The sequence below is a fragment of the Streptomyces sp. NPDC094143 genome (genome assembly GCF_040303825.1).
Taxonomy (GTDB): Bacteria; Actinomycetota; Actinomycetes; order Streptomycetales; family Streptomycetaceae; genus Streptomyces.
The window spans coordinates 74,600-98,376 of record NZ_JBEOTZ010000020.1 but is presented as its reverse complement, the minus strand read 5'-3'; the positions used below and the strand labels follow the sequence as shown (position 1 = coordinate 98,376).

Genomic DNA, 23,777 nt, shown 5'->3' with positions numbered 1-23,777 from the left:
CCGGTGAGAGGGTACCCAGGCCTGGTAGAGCCCTTGTAACGCCACCCTCGCCGGGAACTCAGACTAGTCGAGACTCGCATGCCTGTTCGATCCCTCGATGGAGTGAAGTCCACATCACGTTCCCTTCCAGGCATGAACCATTTAGGCTCCGGGCACGTCCTCATGAACAACCGGCAACCCAGCCGGGAGGACCGACCACCGATACGACGCGAAGCCCCGTAAGACACATAGACACGCAATACGGCACATTCGCCGCCAACCGGCAGCAGACAGCCGCCTCGGAAGATTTTTCGAGGAAAAGCCACGAGCGGGAACGTTTTGGGGCTGGTTGGATGTTGACCCTGGTACGACAGCTCGTCGAGCTAGAGAAGAGGCGACGTGACTACTGTTCTGACCCCTGCGAGCCAGTTGACGGCCGCTGATCGCTGCGACCGCTGCGGCGCCCAGGCGTACCTGCGCGTCGTCCTGCTCAGCGGCGGAGAGCTGCTCTTCTGCGCCCACCACGGGCGCAAGTTCGAGCCGGAACTCAAGAAGATCGCCGCTGAGATACAGGACGAGACGGAGCGACTCACGGCCGCTCCCGCGACCGCCTCCGAGGAAGATCGCTGACACCTCGCGTCCGACGACGAGCCAGCCGGCACAGGCCGGAGAGCGGGCGGCTGCCTCTCCCAGAGGCAGCCGCCCGTCCTCGTCTCCATGGAGCCGCACGCGCTCCGTCGGACGCCTCACAGCCTTTCCGGCCGGGTCCGGTGCGGCTCCGGGTCCGGCTCTGCGTCGGACGCCTCACAGCCTTTCCCGCCGCGTCCTATGCGGTTCCGGGTCCGGCTCTGCTTTCGGGGTCGGCCTCCTGCGGGGGGCCGGACCCATCCGCGGCAGGTCCCCTTCCGCACCGGCCCCTCGCCGCACCGAACTCCCGCCGCACCGGCCTCCTGCCGGAGCGGGCCCCCTTCCCGGGCCCGCTCCGGCACTGGTCCGGTCTCCCTGCTGCCCGGATCCCTACTGCCAGCCGAGCGTCCGCATGATGTCGGACACCCGCACGTACACGCCGGGACTGCCGGCCCGCCCGCAGCCGATCCCCCAGGACACGAGGCCGATCAGCCGCCCCCGAGCGACCAGCGGGCCCCCGCTGTCGCCCTGGCAGGCGTCCCGGCCCCCTTCCGGCTCTCCGGCGCACAGCATGCTCCCGGCGTGGTAGGTCCCGTTGGCTCCGCCCGGATACGCCTCCTCGCAGAGAGCATCGGGGAGCACGCGCACGCGCGCCGCGCGAAGATCGCTGGGATACTGCCCGGTGCCCGAGATGTCACCCCACCCGTACACCGTCGCGACCTCCCCCGCCGCGTACGCCGGGTCGCCGTGGGCCGCCATGCCGATGACCGACTCGGCGGGCAGCGGCCGGTCGAGCGCGAGCACGGCGAAGTCGCCGATGTTGCTCACGTCGTCGTAGGCCGGGTTCACCCAGGTCGAACGCACGGCGATCTCCTGGCCGCCGCGGTCCGCCAGCAGGTCCGTGCGGCCGGCTATGACCCTGAGGTCCGTCACCCGCTCCGGAGGGCCGCCGAGGACCGCCCGGTCCATGCAGTGCGCCGCGGTGAGCACCGTGGTGCGTCCGACCGCCACGCCGCCGCAGAACTGCCCTGCGCGTGTACCTCCGAACCGGTCACGACTGGACAGGGCCACCGTCCAAGGGCTCTGCGACACATCGACCGGGAACCCGCCTATGACCGCCCGGTCGGCGGCCACAGAGGCCGTGGAGCCCGCTGACAGGGCGGTGACCGCGGCTGCCAGGGCCAGCGGTCGGACCAGGGCTCGGACCAGTCGTCGACGCATACGCACTCCTCACTCCGTGATGCCGGCGAGACACCCAGAGTGATGCAACCGACAGCACCCCGCACCCGCGCGGAGGCCACCTCTCGCGCACACCGGCGAGAGGGGCACGGCAAAGGCCCGGCCCCCTGAGGGGAACCGGGCCTCGCGTGTCGTACGACCTCGATCAGTCGAGGTAGTCGCGCAGCACCTGGGAACGGGACGGGTGGCGCAGCTTCGACATCGTCTTGGACTCGATCTGGCGGATCCGCTCACGCGTGACGCCGTAGACCTTGCCGATCTCGTCGAGGGTCTTCGGCTGACCGTCGGTGAGACCGAAGCGCATCGAGACGACGCCCGCCTCACGCTCGGACAGAGTGTCGAGCACGGAGTGCAGCTGCTCCTGGAGGAGTGTGAAGCTGACGGCGTCGGCCGGGACGACCGCCTCGGAGTCCTCGATGAGGTCACCGAACTCGCTGTCGCCGTCCTCGCCGAGCGGGGTGTGCAGCGAGATGGGCTCGCGGCCGTACTTCTGGACCTCGATGACCTTCTCCGGGGTCATGTCGAGCTCCTTGGCCAGCTCCTCCGGGGTGGGCTCGCGGCCCAGGTCCTGGAGCATCTGGCGCTGCACGCGCGCGAGCTTGTTGATGACCTCGACCATGTGCACCGGGATACGGATGGTGCGGGCCTGGTCGGCCATCGCGCGGGTGATCGCCTGACGGATCCACCAGGTGGCGTACGTGGAGAACTTGTAGCCCTTGGTGTAGTCGAACTTCTCGACCGCGCGGATCAGACCGAGGTTGCCCTCCTGGATGAGGTCCAGGAAGAGCATGCCGCGGCCGGTGTAACGCTTGGCCAGGGAGACCACCAGGCGGAGGTTGGCCTCCAGCAGGTGATTCTTGGCGCGGCGGCCGTCCTCGGCGATGATCTCCAGCTCGCGCTTGAGCTTGGGCGCCAGCTTGTCGGCGTTGGCCAGCTTGTCCTCGGCGAACAGACCGGCCTCGATGCGCTTGGCGAGCTCGACCTCCTGCTCGGCGTTGAGCAGGGGGACCTTGCCGATCTGCTTGAGGTAGTCCTTGACCGGGTCGGCGGTGGCGCCGGCGGCCGCGACCTGCTGGGCGGGCGCGTCGTCCTCGTCCTCGTCGGACAGCACGAAGCCCGCGGCCTCGGTGCCCTCGGGCTCCTCGCCGGCCTTGCCGGGGGCTGCTTCCTCGAGCACCTCCTCCTCGAGGATCTCGACGTCGTCCTTCTTGGCGCTGGTCTTCTTGGCCACCGTCTTCTTGGCGGGGGCCTTCTTCGCCGTCGCCTTCTTGGCGGTGGTCTTCTTGGCGGCCGCCTTCTTGGCGGGCGCCTCCTCCTCGGCGGCGGGCTCGGAGGTGGGCGCCGCCGGCGTGGCGCCGGCGGTGGCCTTCCTCGTGGTCACCGCCTTGGCCGCGACCGTCTTGGTGGCGGTGCGCTTGGCGGGACTCTTCGCTGCGACGCTCTTTCGGGTGCGCTTGGGCTCTGCGGCACTGACCATCAGCGTCACACCCTCTTCCTCGAGGATCTGGTTGAGGCTGCGCAGTACGTTCTTCCACTGAGTGGCCGGAATCTGGTCAGCTTCGAAGGCCCGACGCACGTCATCGCCGGCGATCTGCCCCTCAGCCTTTCCCCGCTCAATGAGCGCCATGACAGAGACGGACTCGGCGATCTCCGGCGGGAGCGTACGGGATGTGCTGGCCGACACGAACAACCTCTCGGAACGTTGGAAAACGGCTTCCGGCCCCGTCCACAGGGACAGGAGCCGACCGCCGGCTTGGGGATGGGCCGACGGCGCGGGCGGGGGCCGGGAAGATGCACAGCGCCGTGAACGGCGTCCGTATTCCCTCCGCGGCTGTCACCTCTTAGGTCATCGCGTTCTTCCCACGAGCGTTACGCCCAATCTGCGTGGCCCGAGTCACACCCCGTAAGCGAACAAAAACGGTCATACGCTGACAGAGATGGTCACCTCTGACATCGGCCCGGCCGCCCCGGCGGTCCACCACCCCTTCGCGCCGTCGGACCCCGCGGGATCACCAAGGATCCCACGGGGTCCGACGGGAGGCGGGTCACCGAGCGGGCGTTGCCACAGGAGGGGGGTGGCACACCCGCCGCGCCGCCCGTGGAACGCGGTCAGTGCTCGCGCGGGGCGGGCACTACGCGTTCCACCTCGGGAAGGACCGTGAGGAGTTGCCGCATCGCCGCCTCGGCGCCGGCTCCGTCGCCGGCGGCGAGGGCGTCGCAGATGCGGCCGTGGTGAGCCAGCGACGCCTCGTTCGGCCGGTCACAGCCGGTGACCGGACCGCCGGAGACCTGGAGGGCCGCGGAGACGATCCCGGAAAGGTGCTCCAGCATGCGGTTGCCCGCGACCTGGATGAGCAGCGAGTGGAACTCGGCGTCGGCGCGGGAGAAGGTGAGCGCATCACCCTGGGCCATCGCGTGCCCCATGATCTCGACCATGTCCACGAGGCGCTGCTGGACGTCCTCGCGGCCGTGCCCCGCGGCGAGGCGGGCGGCGAGCGGCTCGATCGTCCAGCGCAGCTCGCTCAGCTCACGGCGCTGGTTGTCGCGCTGTGGCCCGAAGGCCCGCCACTCGATGATGTCCGGGTCGAGGAGGTTCCAGTCGCTGACGGGGCGCACGCGCGTGCCGACGTTCGGCCGGGCGCTGACCAGGCCCTTGGCCTCCAGGACACGGAGCGACTCGCGGACGACGGTGCGGGAGACCTCGAAGCGCTGGCCGATCTCCTCGGGCACCAGCGGGCGGTCGGCGCCCAGGTCGCCGGAGACGATCATCTGACCCAGCTGCTGAACGAGTTGGCCGTGCAGTCCGCGCCCGCGGCTGCCTGTGGCGCGCCGGCCGACACGGCCAAGCTCCGGGTCCCCGCCGTCCCAGGCAGGGGCCCCGACACGGTCGACGGCGGGCGCCTCGGCGTAGGGGTAGCGGTCGAGTTCGCCCGGGCTCGCGAGGCCGGTGTCAGCAGAGCGGGCGGCGGTCATCATGGTGTGCGCAAGGGTACTCACGCATCCTTTGTCGGCGTCCTCTCCAACTCCCTTGAGGTCTTTGGTGAAAAGCACACGAAAGGGTGATCGCTCACCCCGTCGCAATTGACGCCTTATCGGAAAGAAATGGGCGTTCTGGGGGGAGTTGTGCGCATAGCCGAACTAAGGGTTACGGACAGTCGTCACCGGAACCTGTTCCGCAGGCCGGTGAGCAGGTAGGCGCAGAGCAGCGCGGCCAGCGACAACGTCAGTGCGCCGCCCACAGGTTGGGAGATCACCCGCAGCGCGGCCTCCAGATACCGCTCTCCCCCGAAGGGCCACCGCGGCAGCAGGGCCTCGCGCAGCCGCGTCGGAAGCCCGGCCGCGGTCCGCACGGACGGTCCGTTCAGGAGCTGGTGTACGACGGGGACGACGAGCAGGGGCACGGCGGCAACGGCGGCGAGACCGGCCGTGGTGGACCGGAAGACTCCTGCGGCCAGCACCCCGGCCCAGGCGCAGCCGGCCACCAGCCCGATCCAACTCGCACTGAGCGGGAGCCAGTCGGCGGGAACCTGGGCGAGTTCCCGTCCGTAGACGAGATAGAGCACTTCGGCGTTGCAGCCGACGGTGAGGACGGCCAGCGTGAGCGCGGTGGCCGAGGCGACGAGCAGTTTGGCGACCAGCAGCCCCAGCCTGCGGGGCACGGTGCCGCGATCCGCCGCCAGGGCGGGGTGGCGGAACTCGTCCCCGAAGGCCAGCGCGCCGAGCAGGCCCGCGCCGAGCGCAGCGGGCGGCAGGGGCAGTTCCTGGGGCCACGCGGCCAGCAGGCGTGGCTGCGGGGTGTGCCCGATGCGGGCGAGCACGACGGCGGTCACGGCGGACACGACGAGCACGACGGCCCCCGTGAGGAACCCGGTACCGATCCCGGCGGCCCGCCGGATCTCGTAACGGAGAGGGCGTAGAGGGCTGGGCGCGGGACGGACGGAGATGGGAGGCGGCAGCGGGGGCAGCGCGTCGAGGGTGCGCGCGCCGCGGGCATCGAGATTGCGCGTGGTACCGGCATCGGGGATGCGGGCTGTGCGGGCATCCGGGGAACGGGTGGCGTAGGCATCAAGGGGACGGGTGGTGCAGGCATCGGGGGTACGGGTCGTGCAGGCATCGAGGGGACGGGTGGTGCGGGCTCCGGTGGGGTTCGGCGGGCGGAGGCCGGGGCTGCCGTGCGGGGCTTCCGTGCCGACAGGCACGGGCGGCGCAGCGCCGGGCTCGCCGATCGAGGAATCCCTGCCGACGACTCGCGCCGACGGAAGGCCGGCGTCACCGGCCAGGGCCTCCACTCCGACAAGTGGCCGTGAGGGAACGCCGGGGTCGTCGGTCGGCGCATCCACGTCCGCGTGCGCACTCGACGATGAGGGTGCCATCGGAGCCGCCTGGGCTCCGTCCCCCGCATGGTTGGCCGATGCGGCGTCCGAGTGCGCGGAAGGCTCGCCCGAGTGCTGATCCGGCCCGGAGGAGGCCGGCGGCTCCCCGACCCCTGACTCCGGGACCTCTGTGGTGGCGAGCGGGTCCAGCGTGTGACGCCGCTCGGCGATGACGGTGCTGGTGACGGTGACTGGCTGCGTGGCGACCGGACTCGGCGCTGCCGGAGCGGCTCCCGCGCCAGGCCCCATGTCGCCGATCTCGTCGGCGAGTTGATGGACGACGATGCCGTGACGGAACGCGGTCTCCCCGACGTCCGCGCAGGTACTGCCGTACACGGACAGGCGGTTGCCGCCCTCGCGTACGACTTCGACGGAGCGCTGCGCGGCACGGGCCTGCTTGGTCAGGAGGGCTGCGAGACGGGCCGCGTGCGGGCTGCGTACGGCGACCCGGGGACGCAGTCGGGTCCGCGAGAACTCCGCTGCCTCCTGGTCGGCCACGACCCTGCCCTGCTCCAGGGTGACGACGCGGTCGGCTGTGCGGGCGGCCTCCTTGGGGTCGGCCGTGGTGAACAGGACCGTGCCGCCCTGTGCCGCGTGGGCTCGCAGCATGCCGTGCAGCCAGTTGCCCTCCCGCGTGGAGAGCCCGTCGGCGGGGTCGTCGAGGACGAGGGTGTGCGGGTCGGCCAGGAGGACGCAGGCCAGGCCGAGTCGGCGGTCCATACCGCGGGAGAGGGTGCCGAGACGCTCCTCGCGCAGGCTCACGAGCCCGACCGCCTCGAGGACTTCGTCGGCACGCCGGACCGGCACCCCCGCCGCTGCGCACAGCATGCGCAGATGACCGCGGACCGTCCGGGCCGGGTGACCCGGTACGTCCCCGAGCAGGACGCCGACCTCACGGGAGGGGTGAGCGATGCGATGCAGGGGCCGGCCCCGGAAGTAGGTGATCCCACGGCCCTGTTGTAGCTCCAGCATGAGTCTGAGGACCGTCGTCTTCCCGGCGCCCGGCGCACCGAGCAGCGCGGTGACACGGCCCGCTCGCGCCTGGAAGGAGACGTCGTCGGCCGCGGGCGGCAGCTCTTTGCGGGGGTTGCTGGTCAGTCCGAAGGCCTCGATCACCCGCAGCAAGATAGCGCGCTATGTCCGTTTTTCCGGACATCCGGCGGCCCTTCGCACGGCCTGCCCCAGCACGACGGGGCGACCCCGCGCGGGCCATGGACGGCCCTCGGTCGCAGGCTCGTGACCCTGATGCCGTTCGTGAGAGTCCGCTCCCGCGATCACACCTCGGGGCGCAGCATCGGGGGATTGAGCAGAGTCGCCCCACCCGCGCGGAACAGCTGCGCCGGGCGGCCGCCCTGTCGGGTGGTCGTCCCGCCGGTGGGGACGAGGAAGCCCGGTGTGCCCGTCACCTTGCGGTGGAAGTTGCGCGGGTCGAGCGCCACGCCCCACACCGCCTCATAGACGCGGCGCAGCTCCCCCACCGTGAACTCCGGCGGGCAGAACGCCGTGGCAAGCGACGAGTACTCGATCTTGGAGCGGGCGCGTTCGACCCCGTCCGCCAGGATCTGCGCGTGGTCGAAGGCCAGCGGCGCGACCGGCTCGGCGTCCCGTCCGTATCCGCCCTGCTGCAGCAGTTCCTCGACCGGCGCCCAGCGGGCGTTGCTGGCATCACCGCCTGCCCTCGGTGCGGGCAGGTCGGGTGCCAGGGCGAGGTGCGCGACGCTGACGACCCGCATCCGGGGGTCCCGCTTGGGGTCGCCGTAGGTGGCGAGCTGCTCCAGATGTGCACCGTTGTCCTGGGCGGGGACGGCCGGGTCGTGGACACGCAGCCCGGTCTCCTCGGCGAGCTCGCGTGCCGCCGCCTGCGCCAAGTCCTCGTCGGCCCGCACGAAACCGCCGGGGAGCGCCCACCGGCCCTGGAACGGCGGTTCGCCCCTGCGTACCGCCAGCGCACACAGGGCATGGCGGCGCACGGTCAGCACGACCAGGTCCACGGTGACGGCGAAGGGCGGAAACGCTGACGGGTCGTAGGGCATGCCGCGATCATAGTCGTCTGCCTGACGATAAACACTCCCTTCGCCGGTCGCTTCGCTTACTGATCCACTTGCTTACGGAATGGGCTCGACGTCTGTGCCAGGCAGTCCGCAAATGACAGGTCATGGCAGGTCACACCCCCAGTTGCAGTCCGTCGGCCGCCTCTTCGACCATGGCGAGGCCCAGTCGGCTGACCCGCACGGAGAACGGCTCACCGGCCACTCGCAGTCCGGTGAAGCCGATCTCGCCGAGGGGTGCGCCGCGCACGGGCCGGAGGGTGACCGTCCCGGCCGGGGCGTCGGGGCGGATGCCGGCGAGAGTGGTCAGCAGCAGCACCCCGGCCGCTGCCGCGGTGGCGGCGGGGCGGCAGGCGGCCGGGTGCGGGAGCGGGGCGCCCCCCTCCGTGCGCTGCTCCCCCGCGTACATCTCGGGCAGGCGGTGGTCGAAGGCCGCGGCGGCCGCGAGGGCGCCGTGCAGCAGCGACGTCGCCTCCCTCTCGTAGCCGGCGGCGGCCAGTCCCGCGACGGCGAGTGCCGTCTCCTGGACCCGTACGGCCCCGGCGCGGTGCCCGAACGGATTGAAACCCCGTTCCTTCGCACCGAGTCCGCGCAGGCCCCAGCCCGAGTCCATGACCGGGCTGCCGAGCAACCGGGCGAGGTGCTCGGTCCGCGCCTTGTCGAGCAGCCCGGGCGCCATGGCTCCCCCGCCCAGCAGGCCGGTGTCGAGGAGGTGGGCCGCGGCCGAGCTGAGATGCGGCACGGGCCTGCCGTCCGGCGCGCGGGCCACCGCAGGCCTTCCGCCGCCCAGGTCATCCACCCAGAAGTCCTCGCGGAACGCGGTCCTCAAGGCCTGTGCCCACTGTCTGAGCCCGTCCCCGCCCGTGCGTCCGCAGGCGTCGAGCAGGTCGGCACCGAGCAGCGCGGCCCGGTGGGCGTGTGCCTGTGTCTCGCAGCGGGTGAGACCGCCGGAGTGCAGATCGCGCAGGTACGGGTCGTCGCCCACCGTAGTCCGCAGCCACGTCAGGCATCGTTCGGCGGCGGGCAGCAGAGCCTCCGTCTCCTGCTCGGAGAGACCCCAGCGGCGGGCCTCGGCGAGCAGGGCCGGGAAGAGCAGCGTGGCCTCCGTGCCGGTGCACTGCGGCGGTAGGAACGGGCCGGCGTCCCGTCTCGGGCCGGGGATCATCCCGGACTGCGGTCCTGGGCCGGTGAGCTGGGTGCGGGCGAGGATGCGCAGCGTCCCCGCGGCCAAGCCCGTGCCGAGGGGCAGGACCATACGGGCGGCGACGAGTGCGTCGGCCGGGGCCAAACCGCAGCGCCAGGGCGCTCCTGCCGCGAGATGGGTGTCGGCGGGATGGGCGGAGTCCCGCAGCAGGAGGGACTGGAGGTCCTGGATGCTCGTCCGCAGCAGGGCGGCGGCTGCGGGATCGTCGCCCTCCGCCTGTGCCGCGGCCAGAGGGCTGGTCGCCGCGCGGCCCACGGCTCGGAGGGGACCCGCGCCGTCCGGCCGCACCCGCAGTTCCACGCTTCTGCTGCCGCCCGGCGGCAGGTCCAGCTCCCAGCGCAGCAGCCCGGCCGAGGCGACGGCGTCCGAGGGAGGCGGTTCGGCCGTTACGGACGCGTTGCCGGTGGCGCAGGACCACCGCAGGCCCGAGGCATGGACGCTGGGGGGAAGTTCGGGACCCTCGTTGCCGGAGGCGATCGCCCCGAGTTCGGCGAGGTCCGAGCCCAGGGCCACCTCGACCGGCAGGCGCAGCGGCCGGGAAGCCGCGCTGTGCAGGGTGATCCGCTCGGTGCCGTCCGCGTAGCGGTTGCGTTCCACCACCACGTCCGGGTCCGGTCCCCCCTGCGGGGACGTGCGAAGCGTGCCCACGAAACGAGCTCGGTCGGCGGCGATCATCCGGGCCTGCACCGCGAGGGGCTCCCGTCCGGCCACGCGGATCTCGCACCGGGAGAGCACGCGTCGGCCGGCACGGTAGAAGCCCTCCAGTCCCCGCCCGGTCAGCTGCCCTGCCTCCGTCGAGATGGCCAGGCCGGGAAGGGCGACACAGATCATCGCCGTGTGGGCGGGCGGCAGGTCCGCGGACCAGCGCAGTCCGGGGATGGTGGCTCCCCGGGGAGGTGGTGCTTGCCCCGTGGGATTCGGGGCCCGGTCCTGGGCCGAGGGTGGTGAGAGGGGCGAGGGCGAGCCGTAAACCGCAGCGGGACCTGGCCGACGGTCCTGCCCCGTCCACCGGGAGGACGGCCGGCCCGGCCCTGCCGCAGAGGGCGGGCTCGACTCCGGGCCCGTGGAAGGTGAGGCGTAAGCAGCGCCGTCCGGGAATCGGGGCCCGAAGCCGTCGACCCGGGCAGCTGCGCGCGGAGGTGCGTCGGTCTCACCCGGCGACCGTGTGCCCGGCCCTGGTTGCGCCCCGGACACAAGCTCGGATTCGGCGGGCGGCGCGGGCATGCCCGGGGAGAGACGGTCGTCGGCGGCGGAGGGCGGAGTCGGCTGGTGCATGGGAAGGCTTCCTCTGCGCTCTGTGCGCCTCGATCGGGTTCGGTGCCGGAGGGCTCCGACGGGGCAGGGGGAGTGCGGCGTCGCAGCCGGTCCGGGCGTTCCGCCACTCAGGTGAACGGTGGGGACGTCGTCGGGGTCACGCCCGCGCCCCGACCCCTTGCCCGCCCGGATCGCCCGGGTCCTCACTCCTCCCCCTCCGCGGCCCGGTCGAGACGGGTGCCGTCCTGTCCCGTGTCCCGGCTGGGCAGGGCCGCTTCGTGCGACCCACGTGCACGCGTGGCTCCCGCACGCGCGGTCCCGGGTCGCCCGGTGTTCCGCCATCCCGCGCGGCCGGGGCGCGTGACAGCTTCGGCAGCACCGGCAGGGCGCGAGGGGCCTGTCGGCGTATGCCGGTGGGACGCTCGCGGGCTCGGATCACGGTCGGCTGCACGGGTACGACCGGGGGACGCGCCGACAGAACGCGGGCGCCGGCGACGGCGAGGGCTCGCTGTGTCGGGCGCGGGGTCGGAGTCAGCCTGGGGTGGCACTTCCTCCGTCTCCGAAGCGACCGCTACGGCGTCCGATTCAGCCGGTACGGCTTCCAAGCCGGCTGCTTGAGCTCGCGATCCGGCCGGGCCTGCCTTCGAACCGACCGCTTGAGCTTCCGAACCGACTCGTCCAGCTGGCGAGCCGACTGCTTGAACTCCCGAACCGACGCCTCCAACTGCCGAACCGACCGCTTGAACCTCCGAACCAGCCTGCTCAGGCACCGAACCGACCGCTTGAACCTCCGCACCGGCCCGCTCTGTCGCCAAACCGGCCGCTTGAGATTCCGGGGCCGCCCCCCGCGCAGGCAAGCCCTCGGCCCGTACACCGGCCCCCGGGGCCACAGCCCGCCCGCGCCCTGCTCGCTCCGCCCGCAGGCAGCGGCGAATCGACTCCGGTTCGAGCCCTTCGTTGCAGGCCTGGTGCAGCAGACGGGCGAAGAGGTAGTCGGGGTCCGCACCCAGAGCCATGGCCAGGGCTTCTCGTGCCTCCAGTTCGTCGCCGGTGGACCATGCGACCCAGCCGGCGAGGGTGAGCGGCGCGGCGGCGTGTTCGCCGTAGGGTCCGACGCACCGGCGGGCCAGGGTCCGCCAGAGGCGCAGGGCGAGTGCGGCCTCGTCGCCCTCCATCCACTCGGCCGCCCGGTCCCGGGTCGAACGGTCCTGGAGACCGAGGATCAGCCGGGCGGCCTCGTCGTGCCCGATCAGTTCGTCGTCGCGAAGGTCGGCCAGGAGCATGCCCGAGACGGGCTCCGCCCCGGCCAGGCGGTCCAACATCCGCTGGACCAGGTCGAGCGTCTCGTCGGCGACCTCGTCGCGGCCTGCCTCGTCCAAAATGCGCGGGACGAGCGCCATGCTCGCGGCGTCCAGAGCAGCCTCCTGATCGAGGGCTGCCGCGATCTCCCAGGGCTGCAGCCGGGCACGCAGCTCCTTCAGCGTGCCGCGGACCTGGATTCCGGCATAGGCGGCTGCGGCGGCGAGCACGGAGGTGCCGGGCAGACCCATCGGCGCGCCTTCGGGGGAGCAGCAGACCGGGTTGTCGCAGCAGTACGACCAGTAGCGCCCTTCCGAGATGCACAGAGCCTCGACCACCACCACGTCGAGCGAACCGCACTCGATGCGCAGCCGCTGGGCCAGGGGCCTCAGCCGCTCCATGACCTGGCGCCCGGTCCGGCCTTCCCCCGGCTCCTGGCACAGGAAGGCCACCATGGACTCGGGACGGGCTCCTCTGCGCTCGCTGCCCTTCACCAGGCCGTGTGCCAGTTGCCGGGCGGCGGAGGGCCAGTCGTCCTCGTGGGGGGGAATGCCGAGCCGGGCCCGGCCCCCGAACCGGCCCCGGCCGTCCTTGTCGTGCAGGGCGACGAGGACGATGCTGTCCTCCGGCCGGTATCCGAGCAGGTAGGGGAGGGCGTCGGCCAGTTCGGCCGGGGTGCGCAGAGTGACCTGGTGCTCGCCGCCGTGACTGCCGTATGCCTGGCCGGGAACGCGCGGTCCGGCCGGGGGGTCCGCCCGCTTCTCATGTCCGCTCTCCCGTCCTTCCGCTGCGGGAGCGCGGTGTGCCCCGGACGCTCCGATGTCGCCGTTTTCAGAGGATCCAGTCGTTTCGCCGTGGTTCGTCATGCGAAGACGATCTCGCGGAATCCAAAGCTCCGCTTTGCTCTGTGGATAACTTCAATCAGGGACACGTCACCGAGCACGACGCGGTGGCCACTGTCCACAGGCACCGCGCCCGCTGTCACCGCCGTCCTGTTGTATGGGACGCATGGAGCACACGAGCAACGCGGATCTACGGGCGGCGGCCGACGCCGTCCTCACCCGTCTCGTCGGAGACGAATCGGGAGCGGCCCGGCTGCGTGAGGATCAGTGGCGGGCGATCGAGGCGCTGGTCGCCGACAGACGCCGGGCCCTGGTCGTCCAGCGCACAGGATGGGGCAAGTCCGCGGTGTACTTCGTGGCGACCTCGCTGTTGCGGGCGCAGGGCAGCGGTCCGACCGTGATCGTGTCCCCGCTGCTCGCGCTCATGCGGAACCAGGTCGAGGCGGCGGCCCGGGCCGGCATCCACGCCCGCACGATCAACTCCTCCAACACCGAGGAGTGGGAAGCGGTCCAGGATGAGATCACCGCGGGCGAGGTCGACGTCCTGCTGGTCAGCCCCGAGCGGCTCAACAACCCGGATTTCCGGGACCAGGTGCTGCCCAGGCTCGCGGCCGCCACCGGTCTGCTGGTGGTGGACGAGGCGCACTGCATCTCCGACTGGGGGCACGACTTCCGGCCGGACTACCGCCGGCTGCGCACGATGCTCGCCGACCTGCCGCCCGGTGTGCCGGTGCTCGCGACCACCGCCACGGCCAACGCGCGCGTGACGGCCGATGTCGCGGAGCAACTCGGCACGGGTGGCGGCTCGGACGCCCTCGTGCTGCGGGGGCCGCTGGACCGGGACAGCCTGAGTCTGAGCGTGCTGCGGCTGCCGGACGCCGCGCACCGGATGGCGTGGCTCGCCGAGCACCTCGACGACCTGCCGGGCTCCGGGATCATCTACACACTCACGGTGGCCGCCGTCGAGGAGGTCACCGCCTTCCTCAGGCAACGCGGACACACGGTCTCGTCGTACACGGGCAAGACGGAGAACGCCGATCGCCAGCAGGCCGAGGAGGACCTGCTCGCCAACAAGGTGAAGGCGCTGGTCGCCACCTCGGCACTGGGTATGGGCTTCGACAAGCCCGACCTGGGCTTCGTCGTGCACCTCGGCTCGCCCTCCTCCCCCATCGCCTACTACCAGCAGGTGGGACGCGCGGGGCGCGGTGTCGCGCACGCCGAGGTGCTCCTGCTGCCGGGGAAGGAGGACGAGGCGATCTGGAAGTACTTCGCGTCGCTCGCCTTCCCCTCGGAGGACCTGGTGCGCCGCACGCTCGACGTCCTGGCCCGTGCGGACAAGCCGCTGTCGCTGCCCGCGCTGGAGCCTCTGGTGGAGCTGCGCCGCTCCCGCCTGGAGACGATGCTCAAGGTCCTGGACGTGGACGGCGCGGTCAAACGGGTCAAGGGTGGCTGGACCGCGACCGGGCAGCCGTGGACGTACGACGCCGAGCGGTACGCGTGGGTGGCACGTCAGCGCGAGGCCGAACAGCAGGCCATGCGCGCGTACGCGTCGACCACGGACTGCCGCATGGAGTTCCTGCAGCGCCAGCTGGACGACGAGGCCGCCAAGCCGTGCGGCCGCTGTGACAACTGCGCGGGACCGCGCTTCACCGCCGACACGTCAGTGGAGGCGCTCGACGCCGCGCGCGTCGACCTGGGACGCGCGGGCGTGGAGGTGGAACCCCGCCGGATGTGGCCGACCGGCCTGCCGGCGATCGGCGTGGACCTCAAGGGACGCATCCCGGCCGGGGAACAGGCCGCACCGGGACGGGCCTTGGGTCGCCTGTCGGACATCGGCTGGGGCAACCGGCTCCGGCCCCTGCTCGCGCCGCAGGCACCTGACGAGCCGGTACCGGACGACGTGGCGAAGGCCGTGGTGGACGTCCTGGCCGACTGGGCCAGGGGCCCCGGCGGCTGGGCCTCGGGGTCTTCGGACGCCCCGCCGCGCCCGGTCGGCGTGGTCACCGTGGCGTCGCGCACCCGGCCCCGGCTGATCCACTCTCTCGGAGCGCGTATCGCGGAGGTCGGCCGGCTGCCACTCCTGGGCGCGGTCGAGTACACGGGCGACACGCACCCGGGTCCCCGCAGCAACAGTGCCCAGCGGCTGAAGGCGCTCGACGGGGCTCTGACCGTGCCGGACGCTCTGGCTTCCGTCCTCGCCGAGGCGCAGGGCCCGGTCCTCCTGGTGGACGACTACACGGAGACCGGCTGGACCCTCGCGGTTGCCGCCCGTCTGCTCCGACGCTCCGGCGCCCAGGGGGTGTTGCCGCTGGTGCTGGCCGTCCAGGCCTGACGGAGCCAGCCGCCCGCCCCCGTCGCGGGCGCAGGGCCGCCGGTCCCGCGCCTCCTCGCGCGCGCCTCTGGACGCCGCACGCCCCCGTGGCGTACGAACGTGTCGTGCTCGAACGCCCCATGGGTGGCTCGGCGGCACACGGGGTGGGGATATTAGCCGCGCATCATCTGATAACGGTCGGCTGCCTCAATTGCTCGTTGCCGCATTCAAGTTCGACAGGAACAATTGAGGTCCGCTCCCCGCACGGCTCGTCCGCCGCTCGGTAGGGCTTCCCTGCGGTGCGCGCTCCCAGGAATCCGACCCCGCCCGCAGTGTGGGCGCGTAGCCGAAGGGAGGACCGTGACCTTCGGATTCGCTCCGGCCTCGGCAGCGGCGTCGACATCCGCCGCTTCCGCCAACCGTCTGCTCGAACCCGCGGAATGGGCCGCTGCGGGTATCCCCCTGCTGCGCAGCCCCCGCGAGGTGGTCAGCGGACTGCACGCCCGGCACCATCCGCAGCCGGCGACCGCTGTCATCGCCGTGCTCGACCCGGACGAGCGGCTGCGGGCGAGCGCCTCGTTCGTCCGCCGTCCGGCCCCGGCCGACGGCTGGATGTCCCGCAACGTGCTGCTGGCGCAGTTGCGCCGCATCATCCCGCACGACCTGCGGCGCCGCACACCGGTGCGCACCGCGGTGCTGCTCTACTGTCGTGAGGGCGACGCGCGTTGGACGGAGGAGGACGGCGCGTGGATGTGGGGTCTGCGCGACGCCTGCACCCTGCACGGGCTGCGGTGCGGGGCGTACATCACGCTGACCCGTGACGGCTGGCAGGTCCTCGGTGAGGACCGCGGCGGACGCCGGCCGCACTCGGCCTCGGCGCCGGAGCCGTTCGCCACGTCGGAGGCTCCGCCACCGCAGCCGCGCACCGGTGGCGCGGCCTCCGAGATACTGCGCCGCGCGGCGGCGGCTCGCTGAGGCCCCGACCAAGCGCTCCCGCCCGGGGCCGTGTCCCGCGCCGCGGCACATCACGACCCCGTGCCTGCCCGGCTCTCGCGCAGGCATGCCGGACGACACGACGACACCTGGGCACGCCACGACGGCGACCGGCCTCTGGCCGGCCAACCCGATCCGCGGGACAGCGCCCACCCTCGACGCCAAGGCGTTCCGTCCGCAAGGCAGGCTGAACCGCCCGTCGTGCGAGGGCCGCCGAAGCGGCGCCCGGAGTCAGTCGCCGGCGCCTGGCGGACGCTGCGGCTCCGGCTCAGACGCCCGCGCCGAGCACCGCGTTGATCCGCTGCGGGTCTCCGCAGACGATCAGCAGGGCGTTGGCACGGGAGTGGGCCAGGGTCAACGCGCTCGCGGCCGCGGCCTCGGAACCACCGTTGACGGCTACGACGACCACCGGGCGCGACGCGGCGCGGGCGGCGACGGTGGCGTCCGTGTAGAAGACGTCGTCGCGGGCGTCGTGCTGGGCCCAGTAGGAGGCTTCGCCGAACGACAGCTCATGGGTGGCCCACGGGTGCTGTTCGCCGATCGTGATCACCAGGATGTCGCCGGGGGCACGGCCGGAGTCCAGCAGCAGGTCCACAGCCTCCTCGGCGGCGTCGAGCGCGCCTTCCACGGAAGCCGGGATCAGCTGGATCTGCGGCGTGGCCGGGGCGGCGGCACCGGCGTCGGGGCCCGACGGAGCGGGCTTGGCGGCCACGTCACGCGGGGTTCGCTGTACCGGCGGCGCGGGCCGGAGAGGCCCGGGACGACCGGGACGCGACGGAGCCGCGGGACGGGGGCCGGGTACGGGACGGGGGGTCGGCGCGGTGCGGCCACTGGCCGGAGTGGCGCGGGGACCCTGGGCACTCTCGTGAATCTGAGGCTCCTCGGGAATGAGAGGCATGGGTTGATATTTATCAAACGTTGGTACGACCCGCGTCAACGGGTGGCGCATGCGTGCGAGCGGGACCGTCAGAAATCGAAGCCCAGCTGGCCCTCGATTTCCGGAACACGTCCCTCCGCCCAGCTGCGGGCCTTCTTGAGGTGCCGCCACTGGGGCAGCGCATCAAGATACGCCCACGACAAGCGGTGGTAGGGGGTGGGGCCCCGCTCCGCCAGTGCGGCCTTGTGCACGGGTGACGGATACCCGGCGTTGTCCGCAAAACCGAAGTCTGCATGGTCGATACCCAGTTCGGCCATCATTTTGTCGCGCTGAACCTTGGCGATCACCGAGGCCGCCGCGACCGCAACGCACGACTGGTCGCCCTTGATCACCGTACGGACCCGCCAGGGCGCCCCGAGATAGTCGTGCTTGCCGTCGAGGATGACAGCGTCGGGACGGACCGGCAGGGCGTTCAGTGCACGCTCGGCCGCGAGCCGCAGAGCGGCGGTCATGCCCAGATCGTCTATCTCCTCGGGGGAGGCATGCCCCAAGGCGTACGACGTCACCCACGTCCGCAGCGTCTCCGCGAGTTCGGTGCGTCGCTTGATGGTGAGCAGCTTCGAGTCCGTGAGGCCCTCGGGCGGCCGGCGCAGTCCGGTGATCGCCGCGCAGACGGTGACGGGACCGGCCCACGCGCCGCGCCCCACCTCGTCGACACCTGCAACGATCTTCGCTCCGGTCGTGGCTCGAAGGGAGCGCTCGACGGTGTGAGTAGGCGGTTCGTACGGCATGGCGCCCCTAGATTACGCCGCCCCGAACCGCCCGCGACACCCTGGCCCGCCTTACGGCGTCGGGGTCCTCACCGACTCGCGTCAGGAACCGTTCGGCCGGAGCAGCGGAACCATCAACTGGTCGATCATCTCCTCGACTTGATCGTCCTGCCATTCGCAGCCGCACATCTTGGAGCGGTACATCATCATGGCCGGGATGGCGTCGAAGACATAACCGTTGGCAGCGTCGGGACGCACCTCGCCTCTCGCGATGCCACGCTCGATCACTTCCCGGAGCATCCTGATGGTGGGCTCCACGACGCCCTCGAAGATGACGGCATGGAAACGCTCGGCCTGAGTCGTGTCGCATTCGTGAATCACCGAGCGAAGGGCGAAACCGGGACGGGAGAACATCGCGTCGCGGGCGCGCAGACACAGCGCCAGGAGATCCTCACGCACGCCCCCCTCGTCGGGCGCCTCGTCGAACTCCGGCAGGCCCGCGCGCAGGGCGTCGGCGACGAGGTCCTCCTTGGAGGGCCAGCGCCGGTAGACCGCGGCCTTACCGGTCTGGGCGCCGGCGGCGACACCTTCCATCGTCAGGCCGTTCCAGCCGACGGTGCTGAGTTGGTCCAGCGCGGCATCGAGGATCGCGCGTTCGAGCACGGCACCGCGGCGGCGGGCCGTCTGAGCGGGGGCATCCGCCCAGCTCGGGGTAACCATCGGACTCTCTCCAACGAGCAGTGGAAGCGGGGATTCCGGGGATGGGGGGCGCGCCGCACGGCACCGCAGGGGGATGTGCCGAACGACGCCGCCATAAGTGAACGCTTGCGTTCACTGTCGGGGACTCACTACCGTTGACGCGACAGTGAACGCGAGCGTTCACTACACCTCTCGTGGGGGACCCACAGTGACAACCTCTCCATTGCTCCAGGACCAGAAGAAACCAGGTGCGGCCCGCCGGGAGGGACACCCCGGCATCGCTCTCGCGGTCATCGCGGCCTGCCAACTCATGGTGGTACTCGACGCGACGATTGTGAACATCGCGCTCCCGCACATTCAAGACGCGCTCCAGTTCAGCACCACCGACCTCACTTGGGTCGTCAGCTCCTACACGCTCACCTTCGGCGGTCTGCTGCTCCTGGGCGGCCGCGCCGGTGACATTCTCGGCCGCCGCCGGGTCTTCATGACCGGCATCCTGCTGTTCACCCTCGCCTCGCTGCTCGGCGGGTTCGCGCAGGAACCCTGGCAGTTGCTGGCCGCACGCGTCCTGCAGGGCGTGGGAGGCGCGATCGCGTCTCCCACGTCGCTGGCGCTCATCACCACCACGTTCCCCGAAGGGCCGGAGCGCAACCGGGCCTTCGGCGTCTTCGCCGCCGTCTCCGCCGGCGGCGGCGCCATCGGCCTGCTCGCGGGCGGCATGCTCACCGAGTGGCTGGACTGGCGCTGGGTGCTCTTCGTGAACGTGCCGATCGGCATCCTGATCGCTGTCCTCACCCCGCTGTACATCGGCGAGTCCGAGCGGCACTCCGGCCGCTTCGACATCGCGGGCGCGGTGACCTCGACCGCGGGCATGGCGTCCCTCGTCTACGGCTTCATACGCGCGGCGGACGAGGGCTGGCGGGACAACCTCACCATCGGTTCGTTCGCTGCCGCGGTGGTCCTGCTCGTGGCGTTCGCGATCATCGAGTCGCGAGCCAAGGAGCCGATCACCCCACTGCGGATGTTCGCCGACCGCAACCGCTCGGGCACCTACGTGATCATGCTCAGTCTGGCCGCGGCGATGTTCGGAATGTTCTTCTACATCGTGCTGTTCGTGCAGAACGTGCTCGGGTACACCCCGATCGAGGCAGGGCTGGCCTTCCTCCCCGTGACGGTCGTGATCGCGCTGGGCGCCGGTCTGTCCCAGCGGTTCCTGCCCGTGCTGGGCCCCAAGCCCTTCATGGTCGTGGGCTCGATGCTCGCGATGATCGGGCTGGCCTGGCAGGCCCTCATCAGCTCGGACAGCTCGTACGTCGGAGGTGTCCTCGGCCCGATGCTGGTGTTCGGCTTCGGCATGGGGCTGAACTTCGTCACGCTCACGCTCACCGCAGTCTCCGGCGTCGCCCAGCACGAGGCGGGTGCCGCGTCCGGGCTGCTCAACACCACGCAGCAGGTGGGCGGAGCGCTGGGCCTGTCCATCCTGACGACGGTGTTCGGCACGGCGACCAGGGACGAGGCGGAGAAGCAGCTTCCGCAGTTCATGGCCGAGGGCTCCGCTCAGCAGAAGGCCGAGTTCGCCAGCACCCATCAGCTGCCGGCGCCGTGGGGACACGAGGTACTGGCCCAGGGCATCTCCGCGGCGTTCGTCCCGGCCGCCGCGATGGCCGTCCTGGCCGTCGTCACGGCCTGGCTGGTGATTCAGGTCCGCAAGAGCGACCTGGAGGCACTGGCCGGCTCGGCCGGGCCGGGGGTCGGCTGAGGCGAGGCCGTCACGAACCGGCCTCGGCGGCTCGCCGGCAGGACCCACGCAGGCCTGCCGGCAGCTGTCGGGCCGGTTCGCGACCCACCCCGTCCCGGGACGGCGTACGACAGCTGCCCAGCAGTGGCGCAGAAGCGCGAGCAACGCCTTCATGATCACACCCCCTCGCACGCCAGTACGGCTTCCGGGCCCGTGCGCCCTGGCACCACGCGCAGTGGGTAGCAGGACAACGAGCGAGCGGTCACAGAGAGTTCCCAAGGTGTACGGAGAGTTCACAGAGGGCGTCGATGGCCACCCGGCCGCCCACAGCGCCCAGAACCCAGCGCCCGCACCCTGACCCGCACAACCGTCACGTACCCATGCCGAGCCTCAGGCCCAAGCGGGGCGTGCGCGTGCCGAGCCTCAGACAGGCTCGGGCGTCACGTACACGCGCCGAGCCCTAGGCCGGAGCGGGCACCCAGTCCGGAAGGGCCTCGGTCCGCTCCACCCACGGGGCAGGTGGCGTCCCGACCTTGCCCGAGGCGATCACGCCACCGACGATCGCGCAGGTCGTGTCGACGTCACCGCCGACCTGGGCGGTCGTCCAGAACGCCTTCTCGTAGTCGCCGAGACTCCTCGCGGCCGCCCAGAGTGCGAAGGGCACGGTGTCGTGGGCCGTCGTCCGTCGCCCGCAGCCCAGCACCGCCGCGACCGTGGCGGCGTCGCCGTAGTCGAGCATGTCCCGGGCCCGGCGCAGCCCCGCGCCCACCGCGCTCTTGGGGACCAGGTCGATCACCCCGTCGAGGAGTGCCTCGGCGCTGGGCGGTCCGCCCGGCGCCGAGGCGAACGCGGCGGCCGCGGCGACGGCCATGGCGCCGACCACGGCCTCGCGATGCTGGTGGGTGGTGTAGGCGGAGATCTCCGCCTGGTGGGTCGCCTGCTCGGGATCGTCCGCGTACCAGGCGCCCAGCGGGGCGATCCGCATCGCCGCGCCGTTGCCCCAGGACCCCTGGCCGTTGAAGAGCGCGGCGGCGAGCTCGCGCCAGTCGCCGCCCTCCCGGACCAGCCGCAGGAGGCGGTTGACCGCGGGGCCGTAGCCCCGGTCCAAGTCGTGGTGCTCGGCGAAGGACCGGGCGAGCGCGTCCTGGTCGATGCGGTGGTGGGCGGCCAGCACGGCGACGACGGAGGCCGCCATCTCGGTGTCGTCGGTCCACTGCCAGGGCCCGGGCGGGAGCTCGCGGCGCTTCAGCAGCGGGTAGTTCACCGGCACGAAGTACTGGGAGCCCAGGGCGTCCCCGACGGACAGTCCGCGCAGAGCGGCCAGGGCGCGGTCCAGGCGCGCGTCGGGGGAGAAATCAGAGGTCATCGCCCTGCCACTCTATCCGGAGATCCCGTACGGCTCGGGATCCCGCCAGCGGTCGAACGGCCGGTCCAGCGTGTACTTGCCGTCGTCTCCCAGAACGAGCATCCGCACCTCGCCGTTCCCCGGATTCGAGAGCGACTCGAACTCCGCGACCGTCCAGTGGAACCAGCGCATACAGAACAGCCGCATGGCCAGCCCGTGGGTCACGATGAGGACGTTCGGCGGATGGTCGGGGTCTTCGAAACTGCGGAACAGGCTCTCCAGGAAGCCGCCGACCCGGTCGTAGACATCGGCGCCGGACTCCCCCTGGGCGAAGCGGTAGAAGAAGTGGCCGTACGCGTCCCGGTACGCCTTCTGGAGGCGGACCTCGTCGCGGTCCTGCCAGTTTCCCCAGTCCTGCTCGCGCAGCCGGGGCTCCTCGCGTACCCGTATCAGTGCGGGGTCGAGGCGGAAGGCCCGCAGCGTCTCGTGGGTGCGCCGGTACGGGGAGACGTAGACGCTGACGCGTTCGCCGCCGAACAGCTCGCGCAGGTGCTCACCCGTGGCCTCCGCCTGCCGTCGACCGCGGTCGGTCAGAGCCAGGGCGTGGTCGGGTTCACGCTCGTACACGGAGTCATCAACATTGCCCGTTGACTCGCCGTGCCGGACAAGGACGATGCGCCGTGGTCGTGCCATGCCAAAACCCTAGATCGGGTGAGGGCCCGCCGAGCACCCGGACGGTACCCATACAGCGTAGGTCACACGGATTCGCCACCGCATCGCGCCCGCGGGAGGCCGCCGGCCGCCCGGGCCAGTGGGGCGCGTGCCGGCCGGGGTCAGACGGTCCAGCTCGGCTCCATGTCCACGACGGCGCCCGTCAGCGCCGCCACGTCCGCCTCCGTCTGGGCGCGCAGGGCGAGCCGTTCCACGCGTTCGGTGCGGTACTTGCCGTGCTCGGCGGCCGACCGCCACATCGACAGCACCAGGTACTCGTGGCCGGGCGCCTCGCCGAACAGCCCGCGCACCATGCCGGGCGAGCCGGCCATCGCCGGATTCCAGACCTTCTCCTGCATCAGCACGAAGTGCTCCGCCCGTTCCTCGTGGACACGGCAGAGCGCGACGCGCAGCAGGTCGGCGTCCGTGAAACGCGGCTCGAAGCCGGTCTTCACGTCGAAGCGGTAGTCGAACAGCCTGACCCGGGCGTCCTTGAAGGTGCCCGACTGGGCCGACGCGAGCCGGTCGTGGGACCGCGCCATGAACGAGTCGTAGAAGGCGCGGCTCTCCCAGAACGCGAAGATGTGCGCCACATCCGGCCGTCCCCGGCTCCAGCCACCCCCCTGCCCACGAAACCCCGGCTCCCCCAGAAGCCCCGCCCACTTCCGCTGCCCCCGCTCGAACCCGCGGCGGTCCACCACGGTGCAGCGAATCCACTTGACCAGCACCGCGCCATGGTAAGGCCAGGGAGCGTGGCGCCGGTCACTCTCGGCTGGACCGCTCCGCCACGCGCGCACCCGCGCGCATGGCAGGATGGACAAACAGTCGTGAGTGCCCGTCAGTTGGGGTGGACGGGCGGGTCGGTACGGGGAAGGGGACGCCGGTGGACGGGCTCAACAAGGGGCTGCGCAAGGTCGAGATCGCGGTGCGGTGGGATCCCAGTCCTGCGGGGCAGCCCTCCACCGACCTGGATCTCGTCGCGGCGACGTACACGGCGGACGATCCGCACGGCGACCCCGCCTACGTGGTGCACTTCGACAGCCGCTCCCCCGACGGCACGATCTACCTGAACCGGGACAGCAAGGACGGTCAGGGCTTCGGCTTCGACGAGGTCATGATGCTGGAGCTGGAGCGGCTCGCCGACCGGTACGCGCGCGTGGTGGTCGGCGTCATCATCCAGCAGCGCCCCGCTGAGCGCACCTTCGTCAGTGTCGTCAACCCCGGTCTGCGCATCCGCGAGGGGTATGACGTCCTCGCCGAGGACGACTTCGGCGGCGTCCTGGGAGCCACGGCGGCCACGGTCGCGGAGTTCGTCCGGGAAGGCACCGGCCCCTGGCGCTTCCGTCCCGGCCTGCGCGGCTTCGAGGGCGACCCCGTGGCGTTCGCCAGGACGATGGGCGCGGCCGGCCGGGCCTGAGCCGGCCCGCCCGCGCGTCTCTCCCGGACATCCCCGGGGCACGGTGACGAC

The 23,777-nt window shown here is 71.8% G+C and carries 18 protein-coding genes; 5 read left to right on the top strand and 13 right to left on the bottom strand.

The annotated features are described in order from the left end of the window. Nucleotides 1–378 precede the first annotated feature (378 nt). Complete coding sequence (locus ABTZ58_RS24460; protein ID WP_309094441.1) at nt 379–609, top strand: DUF7455 domain-containing protein; 231 nt, start codon at nt 379–381, stop codon at nt 607–609. A gap of 387 nt (nt 610–996) precedes the next feature. Here ABTZ58_RS24460 and ABTZ58_RS24455 read toward each other — a convergent pair whose 3' ends face one another. The 7 genes from ABTZ58_RS24455 to ABTZ58_RS24425 form a co-directional block, all read right to left on the bottom strand. Further along, nucleotides 997–1,827 (bottom strand): S1 family serine peptidase, encoded by an 831-nt coding sequence (locus ABTZ58_RS24455; RefSeq protein ID WP_351360445.1) that lies wholly within the window; start codon nt 1,825–1,827, stop codon nt 997–999. A gap of 163 nt (nt 1,828–1,990) precedes the next feature. After that, on the bottom strand, nt 1,991–3,529 hold the full coding sequence (locus tag ABTZ58_RS24450; protein WP_351360443.1) for an RNA polymerase sigma factor: 1,539 nt from the start codon (nt 3,527–3,529) through the stop codon (nt 1,991–1,993). Nucleotides 3,530–3,954: 425 nt separating this feature from the next. Beyond that, a complete protein-coding gene (locus ABTZ58_RS24445) occupies nt 3,955–4,842 on the bottom strand; it encodes a FadR/GntR family transcriptional regulator (protein ID WP_351360440.1) in 888 nt (295 codons plus the stop codon). Between the two features lie 161 nt (nt 4,843–5,003). Next, a complete protein-coding gene (locus tag ABTZ58_RS24440) occupies nt 5,004–7,334 on the bottom strand; it encodes an ABC transporter ATP-binding protein (protein ID WP_351360437.1) in 2,331 nt (776 codons plus the stop codon). A gap of 158 nt (nt 7,335–7,492) precedes the next feature. Next, complete coding sequence (locus ABTZ58_RS24435; RefSeq protein ID WP_184589838.1) at nt 7,493–8,251, bottom strand: NUDIX hydrolase; 759 nt, start codon at nt 8,249–8,251, stop codon at nt 7,493–7,495. A 130-nt stretch (nt 8,252–8,381) separates the two neighbouring features. Then, complete coding sequence (locus ABTZ58_RS24430) at nt 8,382–10,301, bottom strand: glycogen debranching N-terminal domain-containing protein (RefSeq protein ID WP_351360434.1); 1,920 nt, start codon at nt 10,299–10,301, stop codon at nt 8,382–8,384. 626 nt (nt 10,302–10,927) lie between these two features. Beyond that, nucleotides 10,928–12,889 (bottom strand): DUF4192 family protein, encoded by a 1,962-nt coding sequence (locus ABTZ58_RS24425; RefSeq protein ID WP_351360432.1) that lies wholly within the window; start codon nt 12,887–12,889, stop codon nt 10,928–10,930. A 142-nt stretch (nt 12,890–13,031) separates the two neighbouring features. Between ABTZ58_RS24425 and ABTZ58_RS24420 the strand changes: the two genes are divergently transcribed. Beyond that, on the top strand, nt 13,032–15,197 hold the full coding sequence (locus tag ABTZ58_RS24420; RefSeq protein ID WP_351360429.1) for a RecQ family ATP-dependent DNA helicase: 2,166 nt from the start codon (nt 13,032–13,034) through the stop codon (nt 15,195–15,197). A gap of 339 nt (nt 15,198–15,536) precedes the next feature. Then, entirely contained in the window at nt 15,537–16,151 is a 615-nt protein-coding gene (locus ABTZ58_RS24415; protein ID WP_351360426.1) for a hypothetical protein, read from the top strand. Between the two features lie 286 nt (nt 16,152–16,437). On the opposite strand, the gene ABTZ58_RS24410 is transcribed toward ABTZ58_RS24415, so the two are convergent. From ABTZ58_RS24410 to ABTZ58_RS24400, 3 genes are all read right to left on the bottom strand, one after another. Beyond that, nucleotides 16,438–17,067, bottom strand: a complete 630-nt coding sequence (locus ABTZ58_RS24410) for a hypothetical protein (RefSeq protein WP_351360423.1) — start codon at nt 17,065–17,067, stop codon at nt 16,438–16,440. 68 nt (nt 17,068–17,135) lie between these two features. Then, nucleotides 17,136–17,837, bottom strand: coding sequence for a ribonuclease HII (rnhB, locus tag ABTZ58_RS24405; protein ID WP_351360420.1), 702 nt, complete (start codon nt 17,835–17,837; stop codon nt 17,136–17,138). 81 nt (nt 17,838–17,918) lie between these two features. Next, complete coding sequence (locus tag ABTZ58_RS24400) at nt 17,919–18,536, bottom strand: TetR/AcrR family transcriptional regulator (protein ID WP_351360417.1); 618 nt, start codon at nt 18,534–18,536, stop codon at nt 17,919–17,921. A gap of 187 nt (nt 18,537–18,723) precedes the next feature. On the opposite strand from ABTZ58_RS24400, the gene ABTZ58_RS24395 reads away from it, so the two are divergent. Beyond that, nucleotides 18,724–20,274: an MFS transporter gene (locus ABTZ58_RS24395; RefSeq protein WP_309097464.1), complete on the top strand. Its 1,551-nt coding sequence runs from the start codon at nt 18,724–18,726 to the stop codon at nt 20,272–20,274. Nucleotides 20,275–20,713: 439 nt separating this feature from the next. Here ABTZ58_RS24395 and ABTZ58_RS24390 read toward each other — a convergent pair whose 3' ends face one another. The 3 genes from ABTZ58_RS24390 to ABTZ58_RS24380 form a co-directional block, all read right to left on the bottom strand. Further along, nucleotides 20,714–21,619, bottom strand: a complete 906-nt coding sequence (locus ABTZ58_RS24390) for an ADP-ribosylglycohydrolase family protein (RefSeq protein ID WP_351360414.1) — start codon at nt 21,617–21,619, stop codon at nt 20,714–20,716. A gap of 12 nt (nt 21,620–21,631) precedes the next feature. Continuing rightward, on the bottom strand, nt 21,632–22,291 hold the full coding sequence (locus tag ABTZ58_RS24385) for a histidine phosphatase family protein (RefSeq protein ID WP_351360411.1): 660 nt from the start codon (nt 22,289–22,291) through the stop codon (nt 21,632–21,634). Nucleotides 22,292–22,431: 140 nt separating this feature from the next. Beyond that, nucleotides 22,432–23,037 (bottom strand): YdbC family protein, encoded by a 606-nt coding sequence (locus tag ABTZ58_RS24380; RefSeq protein ID WP_309098163.1) that lies wholly within the window; start codon nt 23,035–23,037, stop codon nt 22,432–22,434. A 155-nt stretch (nt 23,038–23,192) separates the two neighbouring features. Here ABTZ58_RS24380 and ABTZ58_RS24375 point away from each other — a divergent pair, with 155 nt between their 5' ends. Then, nucleotides 23,193–23,726, top strand: a complete 534-nt coding sequence (locus ABTZ58_RS24375; RefSeq protein WP_351360408.1) for a TerD family protein — start codon at nt 23,193–23,195, stop codon at nt 23,724–23,726. Nucleotides 23,727–23,777: the final 51 nt, after the last annotated feature.

Excerpts from the sequence above, each read along its gene's own strand:
- ABTZ58_RS24455 (WP_351360445.1), bottom strand. The coding sequence starts at position 1,827 with ATGCGTCGACGACTGGTCCGAGCCCTGGTCCGACCGCTGGCCCTGGCA.
- ABTZ58_RS24435 (WP_184589838.1), bottom strand. The coding sequence starts at position 8,251 with ATGCCCTACGACCCGTCAGCGTTTCCGCCCTTCGCCGTCACCGTGGAC.
- ABTZ58_RS24430 (WP_351360434.1), bottom strand. The coding sequence starts at position 10,301 with ATGATCTGTGTCGCCCTTCCCGGCCTGGCCATCTCGACGGAGGCAGGG.
- ABTZ58_RS24425 (WP_351360432.1), bottom strand. The coding sequence starts at position 12,889 with ATGACGAACCACGGCGAAACGACTGGATCCTCTGAAAACGGCGACATC.
- ABTZ58_RS24420 (WP_351360429.1), top strand. The coding sequence starts at position 13,032 with ATGGAGCACACGAGCAACGCGGATCTACGGGCGGCGGCCGACGCCGTC.
- ABTZ58_RS24410 (WP_351360423.1), bottom strand. The coding sequence starts at position 17,067 with ATGCCTCTCATTCCCGAGGAGCCTCAGATTCACGAGAGTGCCCAGGGT.
- rnhB (WP_351360420.1), bottom strand. The coding sequence starts at position 17,837 with ATGCCGTACGAACCGCCTACTCACACCGTCGAGCGCTCCCTTCGAGCC.
- ABTZ58_RS24400 (WP_351360417.1), bottom strand. The coding sequence starts at position 18,536 with ATGGTTACCCCGAGCTGGGCGGATGCCCCCGCTCAGACGGCCCGCCGC.
- ABTZ58_RS24390 (WP_351360414.1), bottom strand. The coding sequence starts at position 21,619 with ATGACCTCTGATTTCTCCCCCGACGCGCGCCTGGACCGCGCCCTGGCC.
- ABTZ58_RS24385 (WP_351360411.1), bottom strand. The coding sequence starts at position 22,291 with ATGGCACGACCACGGCGCATCGTCCTTGTCCGGCACGGCGAGTCAACG.